Raw genomic sequence first — 22,832 nt, 5'->3', positions numbered from 1 at the left:
CTCAGACGTCTCCGAGCGGAAGCGCTTCCTCCAGCCGCTCGAACACCCGCTCAGCAGCGGCAACGGCGTCCCGCTCGACCTCCTCCACCGGCTCGCCCCGCTCCACCCGCCGCCAGTTCTCCTCCGCGAGCACCCGCCGTACGGCCACGATCTGGGCGGCGGCGACCCGCGCGTCGAGCCCGCCCCCGAGCACCTCGGCGAGCGCGTCCTCGGCCCGCTCCAGGTGGCCGTACGCCCGCGCGACCAGCGACGGAGTGCCGTAGAGCAGCCGATGGAACGCGAGCACCTGCGGATGGTCGTTCAGCCCGGTCACCGGATCCCGCCGAGCCAGCCCCGCCAGGAAATGCGCCCGCACCGCCCCCACCACCGACTCCTCCTCGGCCCGTCCCGCGACCACCCGCGCCGTCTCGTCCTCGTGATCGGCGATCCGGTGCAGCACGAGGTCCTCCTTCGCCGGGAAGTACCGGAAGAGCGTCGGCTTCGAGATCTCGGCAGCCGCGGCCACCTCGGCCACGGACACCGCGTCGAACCCCTTCTCGAGAAACAGCCGGATCGCGACATCCGACACCGTCTCGTACATCCGCCGCTTCTTGCGCTCCCGCAGGCCGCTCTCACTCATGGGGCGAGCGTACGCAGACCGGGTCCCGGTCTCGGGCTCCCGTACCCCGGGGCCAGGCCGACCGTACGGCTGGCCCGGCCGGCCGCCGGAGGTCGTCGACGTGCTTGGCGCCCCGTAGCGCCCGGCTGTGTCTCAGCCTTCCGCGGCTCTGCCCGTCCCTGCCGGTTCCATCTCGAGGCGGATCAGTGAAGAACGCTCATCCATGTCGTTCTCTCCCGCCTCTGTGAAGCAACGGAACGTACGACCCGAGCACCGTCTTCGCCCCCGCCTCGCGCAACCGCGCCCGCTTCTCGGCGTTGCGGCCGTACCCGATGAAGCGAACCCCTGCCCGTGCCGCGGCTTCCACGTCTGTCGGGGTGTCCCCGATCATGACCGCGTCGTGCTCCGGAAGGATCAGACTGCGCAGGGCCCGGCAGAGGACATCGGGATCCGGCTTCATCAGATCGGGGTCGTCGGTCCGGCCGTGGAAGGACTCGAAGTATCCGTCCAGACGTCTGGCCCGAAGGTACTGCACGGCCGCGTCCGCCGCGTTGTTGGTGACGACGGCGAGACGAAGGCGCCGTCCCGCGAGGTGCCGGATGAATGCCCTCGCACCCGGTGTGGGCCACGCCCTCCGGGTGGCGGCCAGTTCACCCGCTGTCACCCGTTCCTCGAGCCGCTCGACCAGGTCCTTCAGATCCCTGTCGCGGCCTGCCCGGTGCATGGTCCGCAGGACCACGTGCGGGTCCTTGTCCGTGCGTGCCCGCTCCGTCAGTAGGTCCCCTTGCCCGAAGTCGACCACCAGTTCCCGGAGTTCGTCGGCCACGTCGAGCGAGGACCCGTGGGGGAACAGTCGGCAGATCGGCCCGTCGAAGTCGAACAGAACGCAGCGCGCCCTGGCAAGCATGGCCCTCGCAGCGCCGAAGTCACCGAGCGCGTCAGCCATGCCGCTCCAGAGTCTCGACCTGCCCGGCCGCGTCCGGGGTCTCCGTCGCCCTCACGGTTGCCGCCCCGCCCACCATCGCCGCACGGTCCCGCTTGTGCCACCACCGCAGGGCCTCTCCGGCCGTGATCCGGTCCAGCGGCGGGCGGTCCATCAGGTCGAGCGGCTCCCTGGCGCGCGACATCGCCCGGCACACACGGTCGGTGGCCCGTGCGAACTCCCGCTCCGTGGGACGGTCCGGCAGGTCTACGGCCGCGCGCATCACATCGGGGTAGACCGACTGGGCGTATTCGAAGTCCAGGTAGTGCGGAAGATCGCGATCCATTTCCGCGGTCGCCTCCGAGTGGCCGGCACGGCACATCGCATCGGCCCACAGGCGGACCATCAAATCGTGCTCCGCCTTTTCGTATTCCATGCGGACCAGATGGGTCGCCAGATCGTGCAGGGGATCGCCGTACATGGCCAGTTCCCAGTCGATGACGAACAGCCGTTCGCCACCCGGCACCCAGGACACCACCACGTTGGCCCGGTGGACGTCGGTGTGCAGCAAGGAGAAGGGTCGTTCGGTCAAGGACGGCACAGACGAGAGGAACCGCTGCATGGCGTCGTACGGAATGCCGACCGCTTCGAACAGGTTCCCGAAGCGCAGACGGTTGACCTGGTGCACCCGCTCCTCGGTGAACCGGGCCAACCAGCGCAGAAAACCCAGGCTGTCGCCGTTCTCAGGCCAGTTGGTCGGCAGCTTCGGCAGGGCGCTCAGCGGTACGTCGGGGAGGCACGCGAAGAAGTCGGCCAGCGCACCGAGCCGGTCCACGCCGATCCGGCCCTGTCGTGCCACGTCGCACAGCGCCTGCCCCGGTACGTAGGCGTGCACCGACCACTTGCCGAAGTCCACGAGGCAGTCGGGGACCTCACTCAACCGGCTCCGCACCGCGCTCAGCACCTTCGACTCGCGCCGCCAGATCCGTGGTACCACCTCGATCGCATCGAAGGGCTTGCGGAACTTGGCGAGAACGTGGCCGGATTCCACCCCCAGCAGGAAGGCCAGCGGTTGCCCCAGAGGTCCGATGCGATTGTCGTTGTGGTGGCCCGCGACCTCTTCGCTCTTGAGGCTAAGGCGCCGCAGTTCAGCGAAGGGCCGAACCAGTGCCTGGTGCGCTCTGTGGGGCGGGTGGTGCGACATGGGCGCACAGAATAGTGGCTCCCACGAAACGGCTCACCGCGTATCACGATATGGACCGCACCGTCAGCTTGTAGCACTGTTCTCACTCAGAAGAGTCCATCGCGACTCGAACCAGTCCGTCATGCTCATGAAGAAGGAGCCGTCGTGGGAGTCCTCGTCCTCGTCCCATGGGTGGTAGGAGAGGGGCGACCCCAGACCCAACACGTCCACTGACGGAACCATCGTCCCATCGTCGAGCAAAATGTCCCACTCTATAACCTTGTACGGGCCATAGAGCATCTCCGAACCATTGAGCACGTACAGCTTGAAGTCCGGGGTCAGGGGAGTTTTGCGGATCTGCAGGTCGACCTCGACCCGGCCGGACAACTGCTGCCGCAAGGAACGCATCTCCGCTTGCCGTTGGCGGGTCATGGCCCGCCAACGCTCCCAGATCCTGTGGTCTCCCGGGTCCTTGGCCCGGGGATAGGCGAGCGGATGATCCTCCTGCGGCAGCAGCATGCGGACAGTGACACGCTCCGGCGCGATCTCCCCCGCCATGATGCGCTCGGCCTGCACCCGGACATGGCCGACCAGCGTCTCGGAGGTGAGCGAGTAGACGTCCAGGGAAACCTCGGGCTGCTCGAACGCCTTGCTGATCAGCGGGCCGAGCATGACCGACCCCACGCGCCCTGGCTGCGGCGACACCTGCGGGGCGTTGGGCACCCTCAGCACCGTCATGCCGCTGCCCTGGACGGACTTGATCCAGCCCTCGTCGGTGAACTTCCCCAGAACTCTTTGCAACGTGTAGCGGGAGACGTCGAAGGTGACGGCCAGTTCCCGCTGAGGCGGAAGGACGTCGCCCGGCCGACGCGTCGCCAACAGATGGCGCAGGGCCTCCTCCACTCGCTGGAACGCCCTGCCGCCGGATGTCGCACTGTCTGAGGTGACCACAGGGTGAACCTACCGCCCCCAGTCCACCGGCACACCACATCTAGCCAAATCGACGGCAAGTTGGACTACCGGTTAATCGATCAACAAGGCAGGGAAAATCCATTCCAAGTCAACCAGTCCAATTGGCCGACAAGTCGGCCAGCCAACCGGAGGACGGGGTGGAAGGCACATGCTCTGGATGGAGTTTCTGCTGGCAGCGCTGGGGGTCGGTCTGCAGCTGCTGGTGCACTGGCAGTTCGGCCCGCTTGGGTTCGTGGGCGTCTGCCTGCTGGGAATTGGTCTGCGAACGCGCAACATGACATGCATATTGGTTGCAGGGCTGCTGCTGGCCCTGCTGTTGAACCCAAGTTGAGGCCGACCAGGCGGTCGTCGTGGACTGCCGCTCAGGAGCCCGCCTCATCGGGTCCGAGGGTCCCCCACAGGGCGTCGAACCACCTCTTGGTGTCCTCGACGAACCACTCGTCCCGACCTCCGTCACGGACGTGGAAGGAGAAGAGCCGGGACGCCGTTCCCCAGGCGTCCCGCAACTCGCGGTCGACACCGTCGATCTTTTCCTTCTGTTTCCCGATGATGTAGTGCGCGAAGAGCGCCTCAGTGCCGTTGAGCAGGTAGACCTTGTGGAACGGTGTGCCGTCTCCCACCCGGAACTCGATGGACGCCTCGATCTGGTGGTTGGCGCGCAGGATGCGGAAGTGCCCCTCCAACACCGTGATCTGCCGCTCGTGCTGTTCCACTGAGCGGTTGTGTACGGCCCTGTCCGCTTCCTTGTCCTGGCCCCAGCCCCCGTCGGGCGCGGGATAGTGCCGGCGCAGGTTCTTCGGCGGAAGCACGATGCGGGCCGTGACCGACTCCGGTCGCACGGCTCCCATCTGAATCAGGCGCATCGGAGCGTGCATCGAACTCATCAGAGTCTCGGCCGTCAGGCAGGAGGCGTCGATGGTCACGTGCGGCACCGAGAACGCCTTCTCCAGCCGCGGCGCCAGCTCGACGAGCGCGGGACGTGCCTCACCGGGCGGAGACTTGGGGATCGCGACCCGGGGAGGACTGCCCTGGCCGACGTCGGTGAGCAGGCCGTCCTCCTTGAGCTTCTGCAGGGCCTGCCGCACGGTCCCCCGCTCCGCGTGAAACTCCTCGGCGAGCCTGGCCTGGGTCGGCAACCGGGTGCCCGCGCCGAGTTCGCCGGTCCGGATGCGCTGCCGCAGCGTCTCGGCTATCTCCTCGTGCGAGAGCCTCTTGCCGTTGTTCACCGCGTAGTTCTCCTGACCTCAACCTCGCGCCAAGTCAGTACAACTTTACGGCGGTTGGCAACCAACTTTTCCCGACGCCATCAGCGCAGGTGCTTCACCACTTCCAGTACCGGCCCCAAAGAGCTCACTATGTGATGAGGTGTGACGCCGGCCGCCTTCATCTCGTCGAGCTTCTCTTCGCGACGCGCGAAGCCCAGGAACGCGACGCCGGCCCGCTCGGCCGCCTCGAAATCCGTTGAGGCGTCGCCGATCATCAGGGTGAGCGCCGGATCGGCGCCCATCGCGCTCAGGGCCTGGCGCAGGGTGTGGGGATGCGGCTTCATCAGATCGAGGTTCTGCGTGCGACCGTATATGTAGAGGAAGCAGTCGGTGAGGCCGCGAATGCCGATGTAACTCGCGGCGGCGAGCGCCGAGTTGTTGGTCGTTATCGCGAAGCGTGCCCGACGCGACCAGGTTCTGATGAGCGGGTCGGCGTACTCGGTGGGGAACGCCTTCGGGGCGGCCGTGAGTTCCTGCTGAGTGAGCCACTCTTCCAGGTCCGCGATCAGGTCGCTGCGGGGATGCCGTACGCCGAGGGCGCACAGGACTCCGTGCGGGTCCGGGCTGTGGCGTTCCTGCTCGGTCAGCATCCCGACCAGCCCACGTCTCTCGATCTGCTCCATCAGATCCGCCGCCACTTGGTGCGACGGATGCCCCGCGAACAGTCGGCAGATCGGGCCATCCAGGTCCCAGAGCACGAAGCGAACGGGAGTGATCAGTTCTCGAAGGAACTCTGTCTCTGCTGTCACCGGTTCAGTCTGCGTCGTATCAGAAGTCACTAGGAGAGTGTCAGGTCCGTTGTGATTGTTTCCCAGAGGGCGTTGAACCACTGTTGGGACTGCTGTACGAAGGCGGCGTCGCGGGGGACGGTCTCCGCCTCGAGGGGAGTAGAGGAGGGACTGGGTACCGAGGCCGTCGTACATCCCCAGGTTCCGCTCTCCATCTCCGGGACCGGGAACGCCAGGTTGATCCGGGTCTCGGCTGTCAGGCAGGCCGCGTCGACGCGCACGCCGGTACAGACGGGCATCGAGTGACTGCCGAGCTCGACCTCCCGTGCTCGTTCACCTCCGTCAGGCCTGATGCGGAAGTTGTGCTCGCAGGACGTCCAGGACGGGCTTCAAGGAGTTCACGGTGTGCGGAAGGGGGACGCCCGCCTGCAGGAGCGCCTTGAGCTTGCTTTCGTTGCGCGCGTAGCCCAGGAAGGGGACGCCGGCTTCACGGGCCGCCTCGGAATCGGTCGGGGCGTCGCCGAACATCAGGGCTCGGGAGGGGTCGGCGTCCATCGCGTCGAGGGCCCGGCGCAGCACGTGGGGGTGCGGCTTCATCAGGTCGAGGTCGCGCGTGCGGCCGTAGATGTGGGGGAAGCACTCGGTGAGGCCGCGGGTCTCGATGTAACGGGCCGCCGCGAGCGCCGAGTTGTTGGTCGCGATGGCGAATCTGGCCCGCCGCGACCAGGTCCGGATGAGCGGGTCGGCCCAGGTGGTGGGATACGCCTTCGGCACGGCGGTCAGCTCCTGCCGGGTGAGCCACTTCTCCAGGTCGGTGATCAGGTCGGTGATCATGTCGCTGCTCGGGTGGCGCCGCCCCAGGCCCAGGAGTACGACCTGAGGGTCGGCCGTACTCCGTTCCCTCTCCGTCAGCAGGCCGCCCAGCCCGCGTCTGTCGATCAACTCCGTCAGTTCTCGCGCCACTTGGTGCGCGGGATGCCCGGAAAACAGTCGACAGATCGGCCCGTCCAGGTCCCAGAGCACGAAGCGGACGGGAGCGATCAGTTCTCGAAGGGACTCTGTCTCTGCTGTCGCCGGTTCAGTCTGCGCCGTATCAGAAGTCACTAGGAAAGTGTCAGGTCCGTCGTGATGGTTTCCCAGAGCGCGTCGAACCACAGTTGCGACTGCTCCACGAACGCGGCGTCGCGAGGCCCGGTGTCCTTCGCGAAGGAGAAGAGAAGGGACTGGGTGCCGAAGGCGTCGTACATCTCCAGGGGGCCGCTTTCCATCTGCTCCTCGCGCTTCATGAGCATGTAGTAGGCGATCAGGGCCTCCTGGCCGTTGAGGAGGTACAGCTTGACGGGCGGGGTGAAGGGGAGGGCGCGGAAGGTCACGCGGACGTCGAGATGGTGGGAGGTGCGCAGGGCCTGGAGGTTGTGGCGGAGGACGCGGATCTGGGCGTTGCGCTGGTCGAGCCACCGCTTGTGGACCGGGTCCTCCTCGTCGTCCTCGCCCCGGCCCTCCACCGGGACCGGGAACGCCAGGTTGATCTTCCGGGAGGGGAGGAGGATGCGGACGTCGATGGACTCGGGACGGATCGTTCCCTCATGGATGAGGCGGACCGGTTCGCCGAGGGCCAGCATCAGGGTCTCGGCGGTGAGGCAGGCCGCGTCGACGCGGACGTGCGGCGCGGAGAAGGCCTCGGCCAGGCGGGGGCCGAGGCCCACCATCGTCGGCTGTGGCTCGTCCCTGGCGGCATGGGTGGCCTCGGCGACCCTGGGCGGGCTCCCCTTGCTCACGTTGCTCAGCAGCCCGTCCTCCTGCAGGGCGCGCAGGGCCTGGCGGACCGTGCCGCGCTCCACGCCGAACTCCTCCGCCAGTTCGGCCTGGGTGGGCAGGCGCTCGCCGGGCCTGAGGTCGCCGCTGCGGATGCGGTCCCGCAGGGTGTCGGCGATCTCCTGGGACGAGAGCTTTCTGCTGCCGTTCACTGCAACGTTCTCCTGGGTCACGACCAAACGCTACAACTCGCACCCATCTTTGGGGAGTTCACGGGAAGGTGGTTATGAACATAGGCCAAGTGGGAACCATTTAAACAAAGTTGGTTACCAACTTGGTCGAGTTGGTCGAAGTCTCGCCCTATCCCGGCCCCCGTCGCCCAGCCCCTCGGAGGAGGTACCACCATGCCTGCTGTCATCGCCCTCATCTCCGCCCTCGCCGTCGTCGCCTTCCAGCGATTCGTCGAGTGGCGCTTCGGCACGATGGGAATCGTCGGCCTGCTGTTCCTCACGATCGGGCTGAAGGCGAACAACCACACGTGCAGCTCCATAGGCGCGGTCATCCTCGCGCTGATGTTCGCCGGCCCCGCGCTGTGACGGCCCCGCGCTGTGACGGCCCCGCGCTGTGACGGCCGTCAGCTGGTGAGCAGCAGGTCCGAGCTGATGGTCCCCCAGAGCGCGTCGAACCAGAGGCGGGACTGCTCGACGAAGGTCGTGTCCCGCGGGGCGGCGGCCGCGCTCCGCTCGAACGCGAACAGCGTGGACTGGGTGCCCTCGGCGTCGTACATCTCCAGCTGCTCACTGTCCACTTCGGCCTCCTTCCGCTGGACCGTGTAGTACGCGAACAGCGCCTCCCGGCCGTTGAGGAGGTACAGCTTCACGGGCGGGGTGAAGGGCAGCGCGCGGAAGGAGACATGGACGTCGATGCCGTGTGTGGACCGTAACGCCAGCAGGTTGTGCTTCAGGACCTGCCCCTGGGCGTTGCGCTGGGCGAGCCAGCGGCGCTGCAGTCGGCCGTCGACCGAGGCGTCGACCGGAGCCGGGAAGGCGAGCGGGATGTCACGGCTGGGCAGCATCACCCGGACGTCGACCCTGGCCGGTTTTATACGCCCCGCGTGAATCTCGCGCAACGACTCACCCACGGCGAGCGTGAGGGACACGGACGTCAGACAGAGGGCGTCGATCTCGACGTGCGGGGCCGCGAAGGCGGCGGATATGCGGGGGGCAAGCTCCACCATCGTGGGCCGCGGCGCCGCTCCGGGCCCGCCGACGGCCGCCGTTCCCAGGCGTGGGGCGACAGTCGCCGGGCTGCCCTTGGAAACGTTGGTGAGCAGGTGCTCCGACTGCAGAATGCGCAAGGCCTGTCGTACGGCACCGCGCTCCACGCCGAACTCGTCGGCCAGCTTCGCCTGCGTGGGCATGCGCTGTCCCGGTCGCAGCTCGCCGGACCTGATCCGGCCGCGCAACACGTCGGCCACCTCGTGATGTGACCTCTGGGGCCGCTGTGACGACTTCCGCCCATCGACGGCCGTGCGTTCCCGCTCCACGAACAAACACTACAACTTCTCGCCATCTTTGGGCAGTTCATGGGAAGGTGGTTATGAGACGACTCCAAGTGGAGATAAGTACGGTGGAGTTGGTCGCCAACTTTCACAACATGGTCAAACTTTCAGATGGTTGGCGACGCCGAGAGTGACAACGAGCGCGACACCGAGACCGACCGATCGACCTCCCCTCCGGAGGGGAGCCGGGAGTTCGACCGGTCCGCACAGTCACAACTGAATGGTTCAGCCACAACTGAATGCGCAGCCACAACCACAACTGAACAGCTACGGATTCCGCACACACACCAGGAAAGGTCTCAGAAGACGTCCGGGCACCACGGTCGCCTGGACGTCCGCAGCAGGGCGTCGGCTACGGAGGCGGCGCCCTTCCGCTGTTCCCGCACCCGGCCGAGCGCGGTGAGCCGTACGGCCGACTCGTCGCCCAGCCACAGCGTCGCCAGGTCCGCGGCCTCCAGGACGAGGTCACCGTCCTCGCTCGTCGGCACACAACTCGCCCCGTCCGGGCCCGCGTCCAGCCGATAGCGCCCGTCCGCGAAACCGTCCCTGTCGACGACCTCCAGCACCAGCGTCCCGGGCCCCGCGTACGTACGTGCCTCCAGCGCCCGTACGACGTCCAGGATCCGCACCCACAGCCAGTCCGCCTGGGTGGTGACGCTCGCGGCGCGCGGGTCGGGGAAGAAGTGCGGGAGAAGGTCGTCGGGGGCCCGCCAGCCGGACTTGACCTTGGTGATCCAGTCGATCGAGCAGAGGTAGTGCCACAGGGCGCGCTCGGCGGCCGGTGTCGTCGCGATCAGCCAGTTGACGTCGGCCGTGTTCTGCGGCTGCTTCATCTGCCAGGTGTCGTCCGCCTCGTACGAGACGAGGCCCTCGATCTCGCCGGCCGCCGAGCGGTACACCGCGTAGAACGGTTCGTCCCAGCTGGAGTGGGTCCGCAGGTCGCCGGTGTTGACCCGCCACCAGCGCTCGTCGCGGCTCACCGCGCCGGGCTGGGCGTGGCGGAGGCGGTCGTGGAGGGCGGGGCCGAGGGCCCGTACGGCCGCGCCGTCGACGAGGTCGACACGGCCGCCGTCCGCCGGGCCGGACCAGCGGGGGTCCAGGCCGGTGCGGGGTACGTCGACGGTCCACTCGGTGGTCCAGGTGGCGGGGCCGAAGCCGTAGCGGCCGTAGATGGGGTACTCGGCGGCGATCAGGGTGGCGACGACGTCGCCGCGTTCCTTCGCCGCGGTGAGGTCGGCGGCCATCATCCGGGTGAGGAGGCCTCGGCGGCGGTGGGTGGGGCTGACCGTGACGTTCGAGATGGCGTCGGCGGGGACGGTGCGGCCGCCGACGACGGTCAGCTCCTGCGGGAAGGAGCGGAAGGTCGCCACGACCTGGGTGGCGTCGGCGGGGGTGAGGGGGGCGTGAGAGCGGGACGCGTCGAAAGCCGCGAGGGTGCGCGGTGGGTCTATGTGGGCCGAGCGGTCCTTGAGCTCCTGGTCGGAGAGGGATTCCGGGGCGCGGAGGAACCCGGTGTTCAGGGCGTTCAGCCAGGCCGGGATCTCGTCCTCGGTGACGGGGCGTACGGCTAGGTCGTGGGAGGAGCTCATGGGGCCACGCTAGGGGGACGCTCGGCGGCGTGTCTCGGGGTTTTCCTCGCCCCCGCCGCCCCTGCCCGTCCCTCGTTCCCCGGCCGCGGGTCCGTCATGGCTTGTCGCGCAGTTCCCCGCGCCCCTGGAGGACGGCGGCCCTTCGGGCCTGTCTTCCAGGAGCGCGTCCTCGGACGGAGTTCGTCGGTCAGGTGAGCAGGTCGTCCACCTGGGCCTCGCCCTCACGGTAGCGGCGGGCGATCTCGGCGCTGCACTCGTCGGCGGTGCGCTGGAGGCGCTGGCGGCGGCTGGAGATCTGCTGCTCGTGGTGGACGAGGCGGGCGAGGCCGGCGGTGAGTTCGTCGTCGGTGCGGGCCTCCAGGTCGGAGAGCTCGACCTCGTCGAGCATCTCGGCGGCGAGCCGGCGGTACTCCTCCCCGTACGGCGTGCCCACGGTGACGTGCCGGGCCGACGAACGGTGCCGGGCCGGGGCGTCCGTGAGGATCGCCGAGAGCCGGTCGACCAGCGCCGAGGGCTCTCCTGGTGCTGTGGGGTCCTGCGCGCCGCCCCGGCGGGCCAGTTCGGCGCGCAGGATGTCGATACGGCCCTGGAGCAGCCGCCGCAGATAGCTGAGATCGGCCTCGTCCCGCTGGGCGTCCCGGCGCAGTGTGCGCAGTTCGGGCAGCCGCAGCCGGGCCAGGCCGTGCTCGGCCGGGTCCGGCGACGGCAGTGGTCCGCTGTCCGTGCGCTGGACCGGTGGCCGGCAAACGCCGGGGCCGGGCCCCGGGGTCGTACGGTCAAACGTCGCAGTCCCCGGGGGCTGCCCGGTACTCGATGTGCTCATGCGCTCAACCGTCCCCTCGACCGGTGTGTGTGAGCATGGTGCCACTCCCGGTGGCCGCTATGTGACAGAGTCCCCGCGATCCACCCCAGATGGACGGTAGTGGATCAATGAGAAAGACCGGGCAAAGCGCTCTTCAAACCCCCGTGATCACAAACCCGCCGCAAGGGGGACCCCCTCGCGCACGGCTGATGGACGTCGGCGGCATGATGGTCGGCATGCGTGCGGTGGTGCAGAGAGTCGACGGCGCGAGCGTCGTCGTGGACGGTGAGACGGTCGGGGCGATCGAGGGCGAGGGGCTGTGCGTTCTCGTGGGGGTCACCCACGACGACACCAAGGAGAAGGCGGCGCAGCTGGCCCGCAAGCTGTGGTCCGTGCGGATGCTGCACGACGAGAAGTCGTGCAGTGATGTGGACGCGCCGTTGCTGGTGATCAGCCAGTTCACGCTGTACGGGGACGCGCGGAAGGGGCGGCGGCCGACCTGGAACGCGGCGGCGCCCGGGGATGTCGCCGAGCCGCTGGTGGAGGAGGTCGTCGCGCAGTTGCGGTCGCTGGGGGCGACGGTGGCGACCGGGCGGTTCGGGGCGAAGATGCGCGTCGCTCTGACGAATGACGGGCCGTTCACGGTGCTGCTGGAGATGTAGGGCGCCCGGAGCTGTCGCGGGTCGGGGAGGGGGCGCGCCCCGGCGCTTACGGGGATTGCCCGCAGCCAGGACAGCTGGGCAGGCAGCGGTAGCGGCGCCGGCGGTGCAGGCCCCGGCCCCTGGCCTTCGCTCGCCGCTCCTACGGCTCGACCACGACCTCCTGGGCCGCCGCCGTCGTGTCCGCCAGGAGCCTCGCGTCCACCGGGATGTTGCGTTTGACCAGGGCCAGTGCCACGGGGCCCAGTTCGTGGTGGCGTACGGACGTCGTGATGAAGCCGATCTTGCGGCCGTCGGGGCCGTCGTCCGCGAGGCGGATCTCCGCGCCGCGCGGCGGGAGGTGGACCTCGCTGCCGTCGAGGTGGAGGAAGACGAGGCGGCGCGGGGGCTTGCCGAGGTTCTGGACGCGGGCGACGGTCTCCTGGCCCCGGTAGCAGCCCTTCTGCAGGTGCACCGCCGTACCGATCCAGCCCAGCTCGTGCGGGATCGTGCGGTGGTCGGTCTCGAAGCCGACGCGGGGGCGGTGGTGCTCGACGCGCAGCGCCTCGTACGCGAGGAGGCCCGCCGCGGGGCCCGTCTTCTCGGCGTACGACTCCAGGTCCGTACGCGGAAGGAACAGATCACGGCCGTACGGCGTCTCGCGGACGACCGCGCCGTCCGGGATCTCGGCGATCGAGCCGGCCGGGAGGTGGACGACCGCGAAGTCGCCCGTCCTGTCGGCCACTTCGACCCGGTAGAAGAACTTCATCGACTCCAGGTAGCCGAGCAGCGCCTCCTGGGTGCCGGGCTCGACGTGCGCCCAGACCGTGGCGCCGTCGTCGACCAGGTACAGCGCGTGCTCGATGTGGCCGTTGGCGGAGAGGATCAGCGCCTCGGTGGCCTCGCCGACGGGGAGTTCGCTGACGTGCTGGGTCAGCAGCAGGTGCAGCCAGCTGAGCCGGTCCTCGCCGGAGACGGCGACGACGCCCCGGTGGGACAGATCGACGAATCCGGTGCCGTCGGCGAGGGCGCGCTGTTCGCGGAACAGGTCGCCGTAGTGGGCGGCGACCTCTTCGTCCACCCCCTCGGCGGGGACGGCGCCGGGCAGGGACAGCAGAGGGCTCTTCATACGCCTAAGCCTACGACTCGGTAGTTGAAGTCTTGGCAGTCGACTTCTTGGTAGTCGAAGCCTTGCGGGAGCAGTCCTCGCAGCGGCCGAAGATCGCGAAGTGCTTCATGTCCGTGTCGAAGCCGAACGTCTCGCGCAGCTTGTCCGTGAAGTCCGCCGCCACGGACACATCCGCCTCGATCACGTTCGTGCAGTCCCGGCAGACGAGGTGAATGTGGTGGTGCCGGTCGGCCAGGTGGTACGTCGGCGCCCCGTGCCCCAGATGGGCATGGCTGACCAGCCCGAGCTCCTCCAGAAGCTCCAGGGTCCGGTAGACCGTGGAGATGTTGACCCCCGACGCCGTCTTCCTCACTTCCACGAGGATGTCGTCGGGGCTCGCGTGCTCAAGGGTGTCCACGGCTTCGAGCACGAGTTGCCGCTGCGGCGTCAGCCGGTAGCCGCGCTGCCTGAGGTCGCTCTTCCAGTCGGTGCTCACCACACCACGAGTCTAGGACTACTTCGCGAAGGCCTACTCGATGTGGGTCTACTTGCCTACTCGATGTGGACCTGCTCGAAGAAGACGTGGACCTACTTGAAGAAGACGTGGACCTACTTGAAGAAGGCGATGCCGTCGTCCGGCATGTCGTCCGGGAGGGCCTTGGCCCAGCGCTCGACGTCCTCGGGGGTGACGACCTTCTTCAGCTGCGCGGACATGTAGGGGCGCAGCTCGACGTCGGGCGTCGACTTCTCGCCGACCCACATCAGGTCGCTGTGCACATAGCCGTACAGCCGCTTGCCGCCGCTGTAGGGCCCCGAGGCCGCGGTACGCGCGACCGCGTCCGTGACCAGGTCGATCTGCGGCTTCTGCTTGGCCAGCTCGCCGTACCAGACCTCGACGACGCCGTCGTCACGGGTCATGACGATCTCGACCTTGCGGTCGGCGTCGATGCGCCAGAATCCGGACTCGGTCTCCAGCGGGCGGACCTTGTTGCCGTCCTTGTCCAGCACCCAGGTGTGGGAGTGGTACTCCAGGAAGTCCCGGCCGTCGTGGGTGAAGGTGACCTCCTGGCCGAAGTTGCACTTCTCGGCACCGGGGAAGTCGTGGACGCCCGCGCCCGCCCAGTCGCCGAGCAGAAAGGCGAGGGGGACGAGGTCCTTGTGCAGGTCGGACGGGATCTCGATCATGAGTGGCGGTTCCTGGATGTCCTCGACGTGGGTCAGCGCTGGCCCTGGTACAGCTTCTTCACGGTCAGACCGGCGAAGGCGAGAACGCCGACGGCGACCAGGACCAGCAGGATTTCGAAGAAGAGTTCCACGGGGTGCTCCTCGGATGAGCGGGGGTTCGGTACTGCACAAGGCCGGACCCCAGCTTACGCGGCCGGGGTCCGGGGTTCGCCGTGAGGTAGGCCCTTTGCCGCTCGGACGCGACGATGATCACGATGCGGACTACCATGCGGCCATGGCGAAGAAGCTCGTGATCAAGGTGACGGCCGGGGCGGACGCTCCCGAGCGCTGTTCGCAGGCGTTCACCGTGGCGGCTGTGGCGGTGGCCAGCGGGGTGGAGGTGTCCCTGTGGCTGACCGGCGAGTCCGCGTGGTTCGCGCTGCCGGGCCGGGCCGCCGAGTTCGAGCTGCCGCACGCCGCCCCGCTCCCCGACCTCATCGACTCGGTCCTCGCGGGCGGCCGACTCACCCTGTGCACGCAGTGCGCGGCCCGCCGGGACATCGCGGAGAAGGATGTCATCGAGGGCGTACGGATCGCGGGCGCGCAGGTGTTCGTGCAGGAGGCGCTGGCGGACGACACCCAGGCGCTCGTGTACTGACGCCGAGAGCCCTTTCCGGCTACGGGGACCTCGGCCGCTTCTTGCCGTCCAGTTCGTCCCACCACTCGTCGGACTTCGGGTCGCCGGAGGGGTCGTCCCACCAACGGTCGTCGGGGCCGCGCCGGTTGGCGACGACGGCGGCGAGCGGCGGGATGACCATGGCGACCACGCACATGCCGACCGCGACCGGAACCGACCAGAGGCGTACGACACCCCAGGCCAGGACGAAGAGCGCGAGACACGTGCCCATCATGGCGAAGTAGACATGGCGCCGGCGGGCGTACATGACTTCAGCGTACGTCCGCGCCCCGCGCTCCCGAGCAACCGCCCGAGCCACCGCACAAGGCTGGCCCACCACCGACGGACGGAGTCCGGCGCTCGGCGGGCCCGCCCATGGCGAAGGGCCGCACCCCAGGTGTTCCCACCACGGGGTGCGGCCCTCAGCCGTTCGACTACAACCGCCTCAGCCGTTCAAGGCTGTCTCAGACGGCGATCGCGACCTCCGCCAGGCCGCCCTTCTCGGCGACGACGGTACGGTCGGCGGTGCCGCCGGGGACGAGCGCGCGGACGGTCCAGGTGCCCTCGGCCGCGTAGAAGCGGAACTGGCCCGTCGCGGAGGTCGGGACCTCCGCCGTGAACTCGCCGGTCGAGTCCAGCAGACGGACGTAGCCCGTCACCGGCTCGCCGTCGCGGGTCACCTGACCCTGGATCGTGGTCTCACCGGGCTTGATCGTCGAGGCGTCCGGGCCGCCGGCCTTCGCTCCACACATGTCTTTCTCCAGAAAGGGTCTGACCGGAAGGAAGGCCGGTCGGGATGAACGGGGTGTTCGCTTACTACCGGTTCTTACTTGTTGGCGCCGAGCTCGATCGGGACGCCGACCAGGGAGCCGTACTCGGTCCAGGAGCCGTCGTAGTTCTTGACGTTCTCCACGCCGAGCAGCTCGTGCAGGACGAACCAGGTCAGCGCGGAGCGCTCACCGATACGGCAGTAGGCGATGGTGTCCTTCGCCAGGTCCACCTGCTCGTCGGCGTAGAGCTCCTTGAGGTCGTCGTCCGACTTGAAGGTGCCGTCGTCGTTGGCGTTCTTCGACCACGGGATGTTGCGGGCGGACGGGACGTGGCCCGGACGCTGCGACTGCTCCTGCGGCAGGTGGGCCGGGGCGAGCAGCTTGCCGGAGAACTCGTCGGGCGAGCGCACGTCGACCAGGTTCTGCGAGCCGATCGCGGCGACGACGTCGTCACGGAAGGCGCGGATCGCGGTGTTCTGCGGCTTGGCCTTGTACTCGGTCGTGGGGCGCACCGGCACCTCGTCGACCAGCTCGCGGGCGTCCAGCTCCCACTTCTTGCGGCCGCCGTCGAGAAGCTTGACGTTCTCGTGGCCGTACAGCTTGAAGTACCAGTAGGCGTACGACGCGAACCAGTTGTTGTTGCCGCCGTAGAGGACGACGAGGGTGTCGTTGCCGATGCCCTTCTCCGACAGGAGCTTCTCGAAGCCCTCCTGGTCGACGAAGTCACGGCGTACCGGGTCCTGGAGGTCCTTCGTCCAGTCGATCCGGATGGCGTTCTTGATGTGGTTCTTCTCGTACGCGGTCGTGTCCTCGTCGACCTCGACGATGGCGATGTTCGAGTCGTCGAGGTTGGCCTCGACCCAGTCGGCGTCGACCAGGACGTCGCTGCGGCTCATGCTCTTTCTCCTCCGGGGCAGTTGCGGCGGGGTGTGCGAGGGGCCGACGGCGGTCGGGCCGGGCGCGCACGGGTGTGCCCTGGCTGGGCAGGGCAACGGGGAATGCGGCAGTCGTGGGCTGCCGCTCAGAAGGGGCGACAGAGCATGGCGGCGACGCGGCACAGGTCTACTGCCCGCCGCTTCGTGAGATCCGCCTGTCGCTTCATGGTTGTCGATCGTAGGGACGGACAGGCGGGCGTGTCACCGGCATGTCGTATTCTGAGACGCGATCGTCCGGAATGTGGGATGAGCGAGCCGTCGGGGCCGCGGCGGCACGGCTGATGAGCCTGTGCGGCCGCCGTCACCTCTACGCTTCGGACGGCGCGTCTCGCTTCTTGGACGCCGCCGGTCCATCACGGCCGCACGGGTCGGACGCCGTCCGTCGTCCTACCCGGCCAGCTTGACGTTCGAACCCCGCACCGTGATCTCCACCCCGTCCGGCGCCGCCTCGACCTTGTCCAGCTTGATGCCGCCGGGGAGGTCGTCGATGGCCTGCTGGAAGTCGGTGATCGAACGGACCGCGTTCTCGGCGAGGTCGACGCCGCCCAGGGAGGGCAGGGAGTCGGCGTGCACCTCGACCGTGTCACCCTTCACGCTGACGCTGCTGAGGACGGAGACGGTCTGGGGGTCGAGGGCCGGGGGGTCGACCTCGACCGCGACCTTGATCTTGCCCTTGCCGCCGTCGGAGAGGCCGACGACCCGAGCCGTGAAGCCGAGGCCGACGTCGGTCTGCTCCGACTTGGCGGCCTTGAGGAGCTCGTCGTACGCGATGGTCGCGGTGCCGGTGGCGCTGGCGGCCGTGGCGGAGCTGTAGTCGCTGGAGAAGGCGACGCCGCGCATGTTCGCCGTCAGATCGGCGATGCGGATGCTCTCGTCGGCCTTGCCCGTGCTCGCCTCGTAGTTTTCGATGCCGACCTCGACGTCGTCCAGTTCGCCGCTCGCGACCTGGGTGAGGAACGGGAAGCCCTTGATGGACACGTCGGGGGTGCTCGCCAGGCCCTCGCTGGTCTTCAGCTGCTCGGCCGCCTCGTCCTCGGCGAAGCCGACGGCCACGCGGTCCGCGATCACGAAGAGGCCGCCCAGGATCACGGCGACGATGACAAGTATTCGCAGTGCGCGCATGTCTCGGTGTTCCCCACGTAGTCCACTCGGCGGTCGGTCAGGCGATTCGGTCAGGCGATCCGTCAGGCTTCAACGACCTGGGTGGCCGTTCTACGCGAGAGTAATCGCGCGGGCGTACGACAGGGATGGGTTTCCTCCGCCTTGTTGATCACCTGTGACAGGGCGGGTGAGCGCGCCTCCTGGGATTTCGCCCCCGCCGCCCCTACCCGTCCCATCACCAGGGGCGGCCGCCCCTCCGACCCCGCTCGGGTGTGTTGTTCGGCTGCGGGTGGGTGGGGCTTCTCGCGCAGTTCCCCGCGCCCCTTTTCAGGGGCGCGGCTGGGGCGAGGAAACCCCTGGTCAGCCCAGCGCGCGGCCCAGCAGGTACACCGCCGGGGCCGCCGCCGTCAGCGGCAGGGCGACGCCCGCGGTGAAGTGGACGAAGCGGGAGGGGTAGTCGTAGGCGGCGACGCGGTGGCCGATCAGGGCACAGAGGGCCGCGGCCGCACCGAGGAGGGCGCCGGACGTGCCGAGGTCCGTCGCACCGCCGACGGCGATGCCCGCGCCGGTCGCCGCCAGCAGGGAGACGACCACCGAGGCCGGGGTGGGGAGGGGCAGGGCGCGGGCCAGGACGGCCACCGCCACCGCGACCCCGCCCACCGTCACCGCGTCCGCCACGGCCGCGAGGTAGCCGGTCGCGATGATCGACAGTGCCGCCGAGGCCACCGTCGCCATCAGGCCGTACATCCGCTCGTCCGGGTCCGCGTGGCTGCGCAGCCCCAGCACGATGGCGAGCAGGACCCACACGCCGAGCGTGCCGAGGATCGCGGCGGGCGCGTGCTCCCGGCCGGCCACGAAGAGGGCCACGTCCGCCGCGAGGGCGCCCGCGAAGGCCAACACGATGCCCTGCCGGGCCGGCCACATGCCGTTCAGCCGGAACCAGCCCGCCGCGGTCACGGCCTGCAGGATCACCAGGGGTACGGCGAGGGCGTACTCCCCGACCGCCGCGGCGCCGGCCAGCAGCAGGGCCAGTACGGCCGTGATCAGTGCCGGCTGCATCCCGGGCTCGATGATCGGCGACCGCCCCTCGGCCCGCGCCCGCTGGGCGTCGGTGACCCGGGTGTTGCCGGTGAGGGTGGGCGGACCGTAGCCGTGCTCGGGTGCCGTGACAGGGTCCGTCCGGGGCTGCGCATGTGCCTGCGGCTGGGCCTGGGGCGCGTACTGGCCGTACTGCGCGTTCTGGCCGTACTGCGCGTCCTGGCCGTACTGCGCGTCCTGGCCGTACGGTCCGTTCTGGCCGTCCGTCCGCGGGGGCAGGTACGCCGTCTCCGACAGGTTGGCGGCGGGCGGGGTCTGAGGCTGGATCTGGGTCTCCCAGGTCTGGCCCTCCCACTGCTGGGTGTACTGCTGGGCCTGGGCGGCCTGGTTCTCGTCGTAGCCCTGCCACTGGGGTTGCGCCTGGGCCCCGTACTGCTGGGGCTCCTGGTAGGCGTCGTAGCCCTGGTGGCCCTGGTGTCCCTGGTGGCCCTCGTACCCGTACGGCTGGTTGCTCATGATGTGGGGGTCACCCTCCTGCGAACGGCGGGAGCACCTCGACCGTGCCGCCCTCGGCCAGACGTACCGTCTCATGTTCACGGGTGCCCACGGGGTTTCCGTCGACGAGGAACGAGCATCGCTGCAGGACACGGACGAGTTCGCCGGGGTGTCGCTCGCGGGCCGCCGTCAGGGCGTCCGCGAGGGTGGCCGCGTCGTAGGGCTCCTCGGCGAGGCCGGCTGCGGACTTGGCCGCGGCCCAGTAGCGGACGGTGCCCTTTGGCATCTGCGTTCCTCTGTATTAGTCGTGACGGGATCAGGCTACGGGGCGGTTGGCGTCGTGCGGAAACCGCGGGCCCGGTGGGGGCTGGTCGCGCCCACGCGGCGGAGCCGCACATCGGTACAGCCCCGCGCCCCTGAAGGGGCGCTACCCGCGGCCACCGCGGCCTCTGCTCACGAGCCACTCCCCGATCCGCTCCAGCAATTCCTCGCTCGCCGCGTTCTCCGCGTGCCCCATCCCTCTCTCCAGCCACAGTTCCCCGTTGTCCCCCGCCGCTGCCGCCAGCATCTCCGGGTGGTCGACCGGGAAATAGCCGTCTCTGTCGCCATGGACGATCAGGAGCGGGGTGGGGGCGATGAGGGGGACGGATTCGACCGGGGAGAGCGGGACGGGGTTCCAGTCGCGGTGGTGGATGCGGGTGCGGAAGCCGTAGCGGCCGACCAGGCGGCCCTCCGGGCGGGTGATGAGCCAGTGGACGCGGCGCATGGGGGCCGTGCCGCGGTAGTACCAGCGGGCGGGGGCGCTGACCGAGACGACCGCGTCGGGGCCGTCGGGGAGGGCCGCGTGGCGCAGGACGACCGAGCCCCCCATCGAGAAGCCGACCGTGGCGACGTGCTCATGGCCGAGCTCGCGGGCCCAGCGGACCGCCGTCGCGAGGTCGAGCACCTCGCGGTCGCCGACCGTGGAGTGGCCGCCGGATCTTCCGTGGCCGCGGAAGGAGAAGGTGACGACGGACCCGTACCGGGCGAGCGTCTCCGCCACCCTCCGAACATGTGGACGATCGACATCGCCCGTGAAGCCGTGGGCGACGACGACGGCCAGGTGGCCGGAGGATGGAGTTCCGGTGTCGCCCGAGCGGTTGTATACAACGGCCTCCGGGTCGTATACGACCTCGATATTCACCCCGTCGTCAGTGCGCAGAAACCTGCGCAAAGGGGTTCGGGGCGGCCTCGAAGTGGTTCGACCAGCCGTCTCAGAGTTCGGAATGTCGAAAGATCGCGTCACATGACCTGCCGGACCAGCACTCATGTGGGCTATTCTGCTGGACAGAGGACTCGGGCAATGTCGCCCCCGGGTCCTTTTGTGCTTTCGGAAGTGTTGTATACGAGCGGGAAACGCCAGGTGACCGCAGGTGTACGGGCCCCGGGATCGCAGAGCAGAACGCTGTGAAGCCCCGCAGTCGAAATCGCGGTGCCGCAGTGCCACACACGTCCTCGCAGGGACCGAGGAGGAACCAGACGTATGAGTTCTCTGCTGCTCCTGACCAATGCCCTCCAGCCTTCCACCGAGGTGCTTCCGGCCCTCGGCCTGCTGCTGCACAACGTGCGCGTGGCACCGGCGGAAGGCCCCGCTCTCGTCGACACCCCCGGTGCGGACGTCATCCTGATCGACGGACGCCGTGACCTCCCGCAGGTCCGCAGCCTGTGTCAGCTGCTCCGCTCCACCGGCCCCGGCTGCCCCCTCATCCTCGTCGTGACCGAGGGCGGTCTCGCCGCCGTCACCGCGGACTGGGGCATCGACGACGTACTCCTGGACACGGCGGGCCCCGCCGAGGTCGAGGCCCGGCTGCGGCTGGCCATGGGCCGGCAGCAGATCGTCAACGACGACTCCCCCATGGAGATCCGCAACGGCGATCTCTCGGTGGACGAGGCGACCTACAGCGCCAAGCTCAAGGGGCGCGTCCTCGACCTCACCTTCAAGGAGTTCGAGCTCCTCAAATACCTCGCCCAGCACCCGGGCCGCGTCTTCACCCGCGCCCAGCTGCTCCAGGAGGTCTGGGGCTACGACTACTTCGGCGGTACGCGTACGGTCGACGTCCACGTACGACGGCTGCGCGCCAAGCTCGGCGTCGAGCACGAGTCGCTGATCGGGACCGTTCGGAACGTCGGTTATCGATTCGTTACGCCCGAGAAGGCGGAGCGCGCCGGTGACGACGTGAAGGCCAAGGCCGACCCCTCAAAGGCGGCGGATGCGGACGAGACGGCGCCCCGGGACACCGTCGAGATCGCGGCCGAGGCGTAGTGACCGAGTCCATCGGGTCCCTGTGGGGCGGCATGCGTACAGCCACCGCACAGGGAGGCTCCCGTACGCCCTGCCCAGGGGCGTTTTATCCGCGTAGACTCCGCGCGTGGCCAAGGTGACTCGGGATGACGTGGCAAGACTGGCGGGTACATCGACCGCCGTCGTCAGCTACGTCATCAACAACGGACCCCGGCCGGTTGCCCCGGCCACGCGCGAGCGTGTCCTCGCCGCCATCAAGGAACTGTCGTACCGGCCCGACCGGGTCGCCCAGGCGATGGCGTCGCGGCGCACCGAGCTGATAGGCCTGATCGTCCCGGACGCGCGCCAGCCGTTCTTCGGCGAGATGGCGCACGCGGTCGAACAGGCGGCCGCCGAGCGCGGCAAGATGGTCCTCGTCGGGAACTCCGACTACGTCGCCGAGCGTGAGGTCCACTATCTGCGGGCGTTCCTCGGGATGCGGGTCTCCGGGCTGATCCTCGTCAGCCACGCCCTCAACGACAACGCCGCCGCCGAGATAGACGCGTGGGACGCGCGGGTCGTGCTGCTGCACGAGCGGCCCGAGGCGATCGACGACGTGGCCGTGGTGACCGACGACCTCGGCGGCGCGCAGCTCGCCGTCGAGCATCTCCTCTCGCACGGCTACGAGTACGTCGCCTGTATGGGCGGCATCGCCGAGACCCCGCTCGTCGGCGACCCCGTATCCGACCACGTCGAGGGCTGGCGCCGTGCGATGGACGAGGCCGGGATCCCGACCGAGGGACGGCTCTTCCAGGCGCCCTACAACCGGTACGACGCGTACCAGGTGGCGCTGAAGTTGTTGGCGGGGCCGGGGCGGCCGCCGGCGATCTTCTGTTCCACCGACGACCAGGCGATCGGTGTGCTGCGGGCCGCGCGTGAGCTGCGGATCGAGGTGCCGAGCGAGTTGGCTGTCGCCGGGTTCGACGACGTCAAGGAGGCGGCGCTGACTGATCCGCCGCTGACGACGATCGCGACGGATCGTACGGGGATGGCTCGGGCCGCGGTGGATCTCGTGCTCGATGACGGGATTCGGGTGGCCGGGTCTCGGGGGGAGCGGGTGAAGCTGTTTCCGTCGAAGTTGGTCACTCGGCGGTCGTGCGGGTGCGAGTAGCTCCGGTGCGAGTAGCTCCGGTGCGAGTAGCTCCGGTGCGAGTAGCTCCGGTGCGAGTAGCTCCGGTGCGAGTAGCTCCGGTGCGAGTAGCTCCGGTGCGC

General features: G+C 68.9%; 27 protein-coding genes and 1 pseudogene. 6 read left to right on the top strand and 22 right to left on the bottom strand.

Going from position 1 to position 22,832, the window contains the following annotated elements:
- Position 1: 1 nt before the first annotated feature.
- The 4 genes from ACFU53_RS09865 to ACFU53_RS09850 all read right to left on the bottom strand — a co-directional run bounded on the left by ACFU53_RS09865 (position 2) and on the right by ACFU53_RS09850 (position 3,654).
- A complete protein-coding gene (locus tag ACFU53_RS09865) occupies positions 2-619 on the bottom strand; it encodes a TetR family transcriptional regulator (protein ID WP_383988414.1) in 618 nt (205 codons plus the stop codon).
- Positions 620-815: 196 nt separating this feature from the next.
- A complete protein-coding gene (locus tag ACFU53_RS09860) occupies positions 816-1,544 on the bottom strand; it encodes an HAD family hydrolase (RefSeq protein WP_383988411.1) in 729 nt (242 codons plus the stop codon).
- On the bottom strand, positions 1,537-2,724 hold the full coding sequence (locus ACFU53_RS09855; protein ID WP_383988408.1) for a phosphotransferase family protein: 1,188 nt from the start codon (positions 2,722-2,724) through the stop codon (positions 1,537-1,539). Before ACFU53_RS09855 ends, ACFU53_RS09860 begins: the two co-directional genes overlap by 8 nt.
- 63 nt (positions 2,725-2,787) lie before the next feature.
- Positions 2,788-3,654 carry a GntR family transcriptional regulator gene (locus tag ACFU53_RS09850; RefSeq protein WP_383988404.1) on the bottom strand — a complete coding sequence of 289 codons (867 nt, stop codon included), beginning with the start codon at positions 3,652-3,654 and terminating at the stop codon, positions 2,788-2,790.
- Positions 3,655-3,823: 169 nt separating this feature from the next.
- Here ACFU53_RS09850 and ACFU53_RS09845 point away from each other — a divergent pair, with 169 nt between their 5' ends.
- Positions 3,824-4,006 (top strand): hypothetical protein, encoded by a 183-nt coding sequence (locus tag ACFU53_RS09845; RefSeq protein WP_383988401.1) that lies wholly within the window; start codon positions 3,824-3,826, stop codon positions 4,004-4,006.
- Between the two features lie 31 nt (positions 4,007-4,037).
- Here ACFU53_RS09845 and ACFU53_RS09840 read toward each other — a convergent pair whose 3' ends face one another.
- From ACFU53_RS09840 to ACFU53_RS09820, 5 genes and pseudogenes are all read right to left on the bottom strand, one after another.
- On the bottom strand, positions 4,038-4,901 hold the full coding sequence (locus ACFU53_RS09840; RefSeq protein ID WP_383988398.1) for a winged helix-turn-helix domain-containing protein: 864 nt from the start codon (positions 4,899-4,901) through the stop codon (positions 4,038-4,040).
- A gap of 80 nt (positions 4,902-4,981) precedes the next feature.
- Positions 4,982-5,689 (bottom strand): HAD family hydrolase, encoded by a 708-nt coding sequence (locus ACFU53_RS09835; protein ID WP_383988395.1) that lies wholly within the window; start codon positions 5,687-5,689, stop codon positions 4,982-4,984.
- Positions 5,690-5,718: 29 nt separating this feature from the next.
- A pseudogene (locus ACFU53_RS09830) lies at positions 5,719-5,869 on the bottom strand (GntR family transcriptional regulator); the annotation flags it as partial.
- Positions 5,870-6,010: 141 nt separating this feature from the next.
- On the bottom strand, positions 6,011-6,772 hold the full coding sequence (locus tag ACFU53_RS09825) for an HAD family hydrolase (RefSeq protein ID WP_383988392.1): 762 nt from the start codon (positions 6,770-6,772) through the stop codon (positions 6,011-6,013).
- Positions 6,772-7,635, bottom strand: a complete 864-nt coding sequence (locus tag ACFU53_RS09820; RefSeq protein ID WP_383988389.1) for a GntR family transcriptional regulator — start codon at positions 7,633-7,635, stop codon at positions 6,772-6,774. Before ACFU53_RS09820 ends, ACFU53_RS09825 begins: the two co-directional genes overlap by 1 nt.
- A gap of 192 nt (positions 7,636-7,827) precedes the next feature.
- Here ACFU53_RS09820 and ACFU53_RS09815 point away from each other — a divergent pair, with 192 nt between their 5' ends.
- Positions 7,828-8,019, top strand: a complete 192-nt coding sequence (locus ACFU53_RS09815) for a hypothetical protein (protein ID WP_383988386.1) — start codon at positions 7,828-7,830, stop codon at positions 8,017-8,019.
- Positions 8,020-8,057: 38 nt separating this feature from the next.
- Here ACFU53_RS09815 and ACFU53_RS09810 read toward each other — a convergent pair whose 3' ends face one another.
- From ACFU53_RS09810 to ACFU53_RS09800, 3 genes are all read right to left on the bottom strand, one after another.
- The gene (locus ACFU53_RS09810) at positions 8,058-8,975 is read right to left on the bottom strand and encodes a winged helix-turn-helix domain-containing protein (protein ID WP_383988383.1); all 918 of its coding nucleotides are present in this window, start codon (positions 8,973-8,975) and stop codon (positions 8,058-8,060) included.
- Positions 8,976-9,283: 308 nt separating this feature from the next.
- Positions 9,284-10,573, bottom strand: coding sequence for a GNAT family N-acetyltransferase (locus ACFU53_RS09805; RefSeq protein ID WP_383988380.1), 1,290 nt, complete (start codon positions 10,571-10,573; stop codon positions 9,284-9,286).
- A 187-nt stretch (positions 10,574-10,760) separates the two neighbouring features.
- Positions 10,761-11,396 (bottom strand): AmfC protein, encoded by a 636-nt coding sequence (locus ACFU53_RS09800; protein ID WP_383988377.1) that lies wholly within the window; start codon positions 11,394-11,396, stop codon positions 10,761-10,763.
- A gap of 215 nt (positions 11,397-11,611) precedes the next feature.
- Between ACFU53_RS09800 and dtd the strand changes: the two genes are divergently transcribed.
- On the top strand, positions 11,612-12,037 hold the full coding sequence (dtd, locus tag ACFU53_RS09795) for a D-aminoacyl-tRNA deacylase (protein ID WP_383988374.1): 426 nt from the start codon (positions 11,612-11,614) through the stop codon (positions 12,035-12,037).
- A gap of 139 nt (positions 12,038-12,176) precedes the next feature.
- Here the strand turns inward: dtd and ACFU53_RS09790 are convergent, their stop codons facing one another.
- From ACFU53_RS09790 to ACFU53_RS09780, 3 genes are all read right to left on the bottom strand, one after another.
- Complete coding sequence (locus ACFU53_RS09790) at positions 12,177-13,142, bottom strand: YgfZ/GcvT domain-containing protein (protein WP_383988371.1); 966 nt, start codon at positions 13,140-13,142, stop codon at positions 12,177-12,179.
- Positions 13,143-13,152: 10 nt separating this feature from the next.
- Positions 13,153-13,620, bottom strand: a complete 468-nt coding sequence (locus tag ACFU53_RS09785) for a Fur family transcriptional regulator (RefSeq protein WP_383988368.1) — start codon at positions 13,618-13,620, stop codon at positions 13,153-13,155.
- A 110-nt stretch (positions 13,621-13,730) separates the two neighbouring features.
- Positions 13,731-14,306: an FABP family protein gene (locus tag ACFU53_RS09780; RefSeq protein WP_383988365.1), complete on the bottom strand. Its 576-nt coding sequence runs from the start codon at positions 14,304-14,306 to the stop codon at positions 13,731-13,733.
- Between the two features lie 274 nt (positions 14,307-14,580).
- On the opposite strand from ACFU53_RS09780, the gene ACFU53_RS09775 reads away from it, so the two are divergent.
- Entirely contained in the window at positions 14,581-14,943 is a 363-nt protein-coding gene (locus ACFU53_RS09775) for a DsrE family protein (protein ID WP_383988362.1), read from the top strand.
- 19 nt (positions 14,944-14,962) lie between these two features.
- Here ACFU53_RS09775 and ACFU53_RS09770 read toward each other — a convergent pair whose 3' ends face one another.
- The 7 genes from ACFU53_RS09770 to ACFU53_RS09740 all read right to left on the bottom strand — a co-directional run bounded on the left by ACFU53_RS09770 (position 14,963) and on the right by ACFU53_RS09740 (position 20,609).
- Positions 14,963-15,229, bottom strand: coding sequence for a DUF3099 domain-containing protein (locus ACFU53_RS09770; RefSeq protein WP_383988359.1), 267 nt, complete (start codon positions 15,227-15,229; stop codon positions 14,963-14,965).
- A 196-nt stretch (positions 15,230-15,425) separates the two neighbouring features.
- Positions 15,426-15,713 (bottom strand): DUF1416 domain-containing protein, encoded by a 288-nt coding sequence (locus ACFU53_RS09765; protein ID WP_019755963.1) that lies wholly within the window; start codon positions 15,711-15,713, stop codon positions 15,426-15,428.
- Between the two features lie 74 nt (positions 15,714-15,787).
- The gene (locus ACFU53_RS09760) at positions 15,788-16,627 is read right to left on the bottom strand and encodes a sulfurtransferase (protein ID WP_383988355.1); all 840 of its coding nucleotides are present in this window, start codon (positions 16,625-16,627) and stop codon (positions 15,788-15,790) included.
- A 426-nt stretch (positions 16,628-17,053) separates the two neighbouring features.
- Positions 17,054-17,788, bottom strand: coding sequence for a DUF2993 domain-containing protein (locus ACFU53_RS09755; RefSeq protein WP_383988352.1), 735 nt, complete (start codon positions 17,786-17,788; stop codon positions 17,054-17,056).
- Positions 17,789-18,127: 339 nt separating this feature from the next.
- On the bottom strand, positions 18,128-19,321 hold the full coding sequence (locus ACFU53_RS09750) for a hypothetical protein (RefSeq protein ID WP_383988349.1): 1,194 nt from the start codon (positions 19,319-19,321) through the stop codon (positions 18,128-18,130).
- A gap of 10 nt (positions 19,322-19,331) precedes the next feature.
- Positions 19,332-19,586: a MoaD/ThiS family protein gene (locus tag ACFU53_RS09745; RefSeq protein WP_383988346.1), complete on the bottom strand. Its 255-nt coding sequence runs from the start codon at positions 19,584-19,586 to the stop codon at positions 19,332-19,334.
- A gap of 141 nt (positions 19,587-19,727) precedes the next feature.
- Entirely contained in the window at positions 19,728-20,609 is an 882-nt protein-coding gene (locus tag ACFU53_RS09740; RefSeq protein WP_383988344.1) for an alpha/beta hydrolase, read from the bottom strand.
- 213 nt (positions 20,610-20,822) lie between these two features.
- Between ACFU53_RS09740 and ACFU53_RS09735 the strand changes: the two genes are divergently transcribed.
- On the top strand, positions 20,823-21,602 hold the full coding sequence (locus ACFU53_RS09735) for a winged-helix domain-containing protein (protein ID WP_383988341.1): 780 nt from the start codon (positions 20,823-20,825) through the stop codon (positions 21,600-21,602).
- A gap of 106 nt (positions 21,603-21,708) precedes the next feature.
- Positions 21,709-22,731 carry a LacI family DNA-binding transcriptional regulator gene (locus tag ACFU53_RS09730; RefSeq protein WP_383988338.1) on the top strand — a complete coding sequence of 341 codons (1,023 nt, stop codon included), beginning with the start codon at positions 21,709-21,711 and terminating at the stop codon, positions 22,729-22,731.
- Positions 22,732-22,832 lie beyond the last annotated feature (101 nt).

Origin of the sequence: Streptomyces sp. NPDC057474 (assembly GCF_042802555.1) — a bacterium.
Classification (GTDB): Bacteria; Actinomycetota; Actinomycetes; order Streptomycetales; family Streptomycetaceae; genus Streptomyces.
The sequence above is the reverse complement of the archived record's forward strand: the minus strand, read 5'-3'. Positions and strand labels throughout refer to the sequence as shown.

What these genes read in the sequence shown, in the direction of transcription:
- ACFU53_RS09740 (WP_383988344.1), bottom strand. Translation starts at nt 20,609, where the DNA reads ATGAGTGCTGGTCCGGCAGGTCATGTGACGCGATCTTTCGACATTCCG.
- ACFU53_RS09805 (WP_383988380.1), bottom strand. Translation starts at nt 10,573, where the DNA reads ATGAGCTCCTCCCACGACCTAGCCGTACGCCCCGTCACCGAGGACGAG.
- ACFU53_RS09750 (WP_383988349.1), bottom strand. Translation starts at nt 19,321, where the DNA reads ATGAGCAACCAGCCGTACGGGTACGAGGGCCACCAGGGACACCAGGGC.
- ACFU53_RS09815 (WP_383988386.1), top strand. Translation starts at nt 7,828, where the DNA reads ATGCCTGCTGTCATCGCCCTCATCTCCGCCCTCGCCGTCGTCGCCTTC.
- dtd (WP_383988374.1), top strand. Translation starts at nt 11,612, where the DNA reads ATGCGTGCGGTGGTGCAGAGAGTCGACGGCGCGAGCGTCGTCGTGGAC.
- ACFU53_RS09775 (WP_383988362.1), top strand. Translation starts at nt 14,581, where the DNA reads ATGGCGAAGAAGCTCGTGATCAAGGTGACGGCCGGGGCGGACGCTCCC.
- ACFU53_RS09855 (WP_383988408.1), bottom strand. Translation starts at nt 2,724, where the DNA reads ATGTCGCACCACCCGCCCCACAGAGCGCACCAGGCACTGGTTCGGCCC.
- ACFU53_RS09755 (WP_383988352.1), bottom strand. Translation starts at nt 17,788, where the DNA reads ATGCGCGCACTGCGAATACTTGTCATCGTCGCCGTGATCCTGGGCGGC.
- ACFU53_RS09845 (WP_383988401.1), top strand. Translation starts at nt 3,824, where the DNA reads ATGCTCTGGATGGAGTTTCTGCTGGCAGCGCTGGGGGTCGGTCTGCAG.
- ACFU53_RS09865 (WP_383988414.1), bottom strand. Translation starts at nt 619, where the DNA reads ATGAGTGAGAGCGGCCTGCGGGAGCGCAAGAAGCGGCGGATGTACGAG.
- ACFU53_RS09790 (WP_383988371.1), bottom strand. Translation starts at nt 13,142, where the DNA reads ATGAAGAGCCCTCTGCTGTCCCTGCCCGGCGCCGTCCCCGCCGAGGGG.
- ACFU53_RS09860 (WP_383988411.1), bottom strand. Translation starts at nt 1,544, where the DNA reads ATGGCTGACGCGCTCGGTGACTTCGGCGCTGCGAGGGCCATGCTTGCC.
- ACFU53_RS09735 (WP_383988341.1), top strand. Translation starts at nt 20,823, where the DNA reads ATGAGTTCTCTGCTGCTCCTGACCAATGCCCTCCAGCCTTCCACCGAG.
- ACFU53_RS09765 (WP_019755963.1), bottom strand. Translation starts at nt 15,713, where the DNA reads ATGTGTGGAGCGAAGGCCGGCGGCCCGGACGCCTCGACGATCAAGCCC.
- ACFU53_RS09745 (WP_383988346.1), bottom strand. Translation starts at nt 19,586, where the DNA reads ATGCCAAAGGGCACCGTCCGCTACTGGGCCGCGGCCAAGTCCGCAGCC.
- ACFU53_RS09760 (WP_383988355.1), bottom strand. Translation starts at nt 16,627, where the DNA reads ATGAGCCGCAGCGACGTCCTGGTCGACGCCGACTGGGTCGAGGCCAAC.
- ACFU53_RS09770 (WP_383988359.1), bottom strand. Translation starts at nt 15,229, where the DNA reads ATGTACGCCCGCCGGCGCCATGTCTACTTCGCCATGATGGGCACGTGT.
- ACFU53_RS09780 (WP_383988365.1), bottom strand. Translation starts at nt 14,306, where the DNA reads ATGATCGAGATCCCGTCCGACCTGCACAAGGACCTCGTCCCCCTCGCC.
- ACFU53_RS09800 (WP_383988377.1), bottom strand. Translation starts at nt 11,396, where the DNA reads ATGAGCACATCGAGTACCGGGCAGCCCCCGGGGACTGCGACGTTTGAC.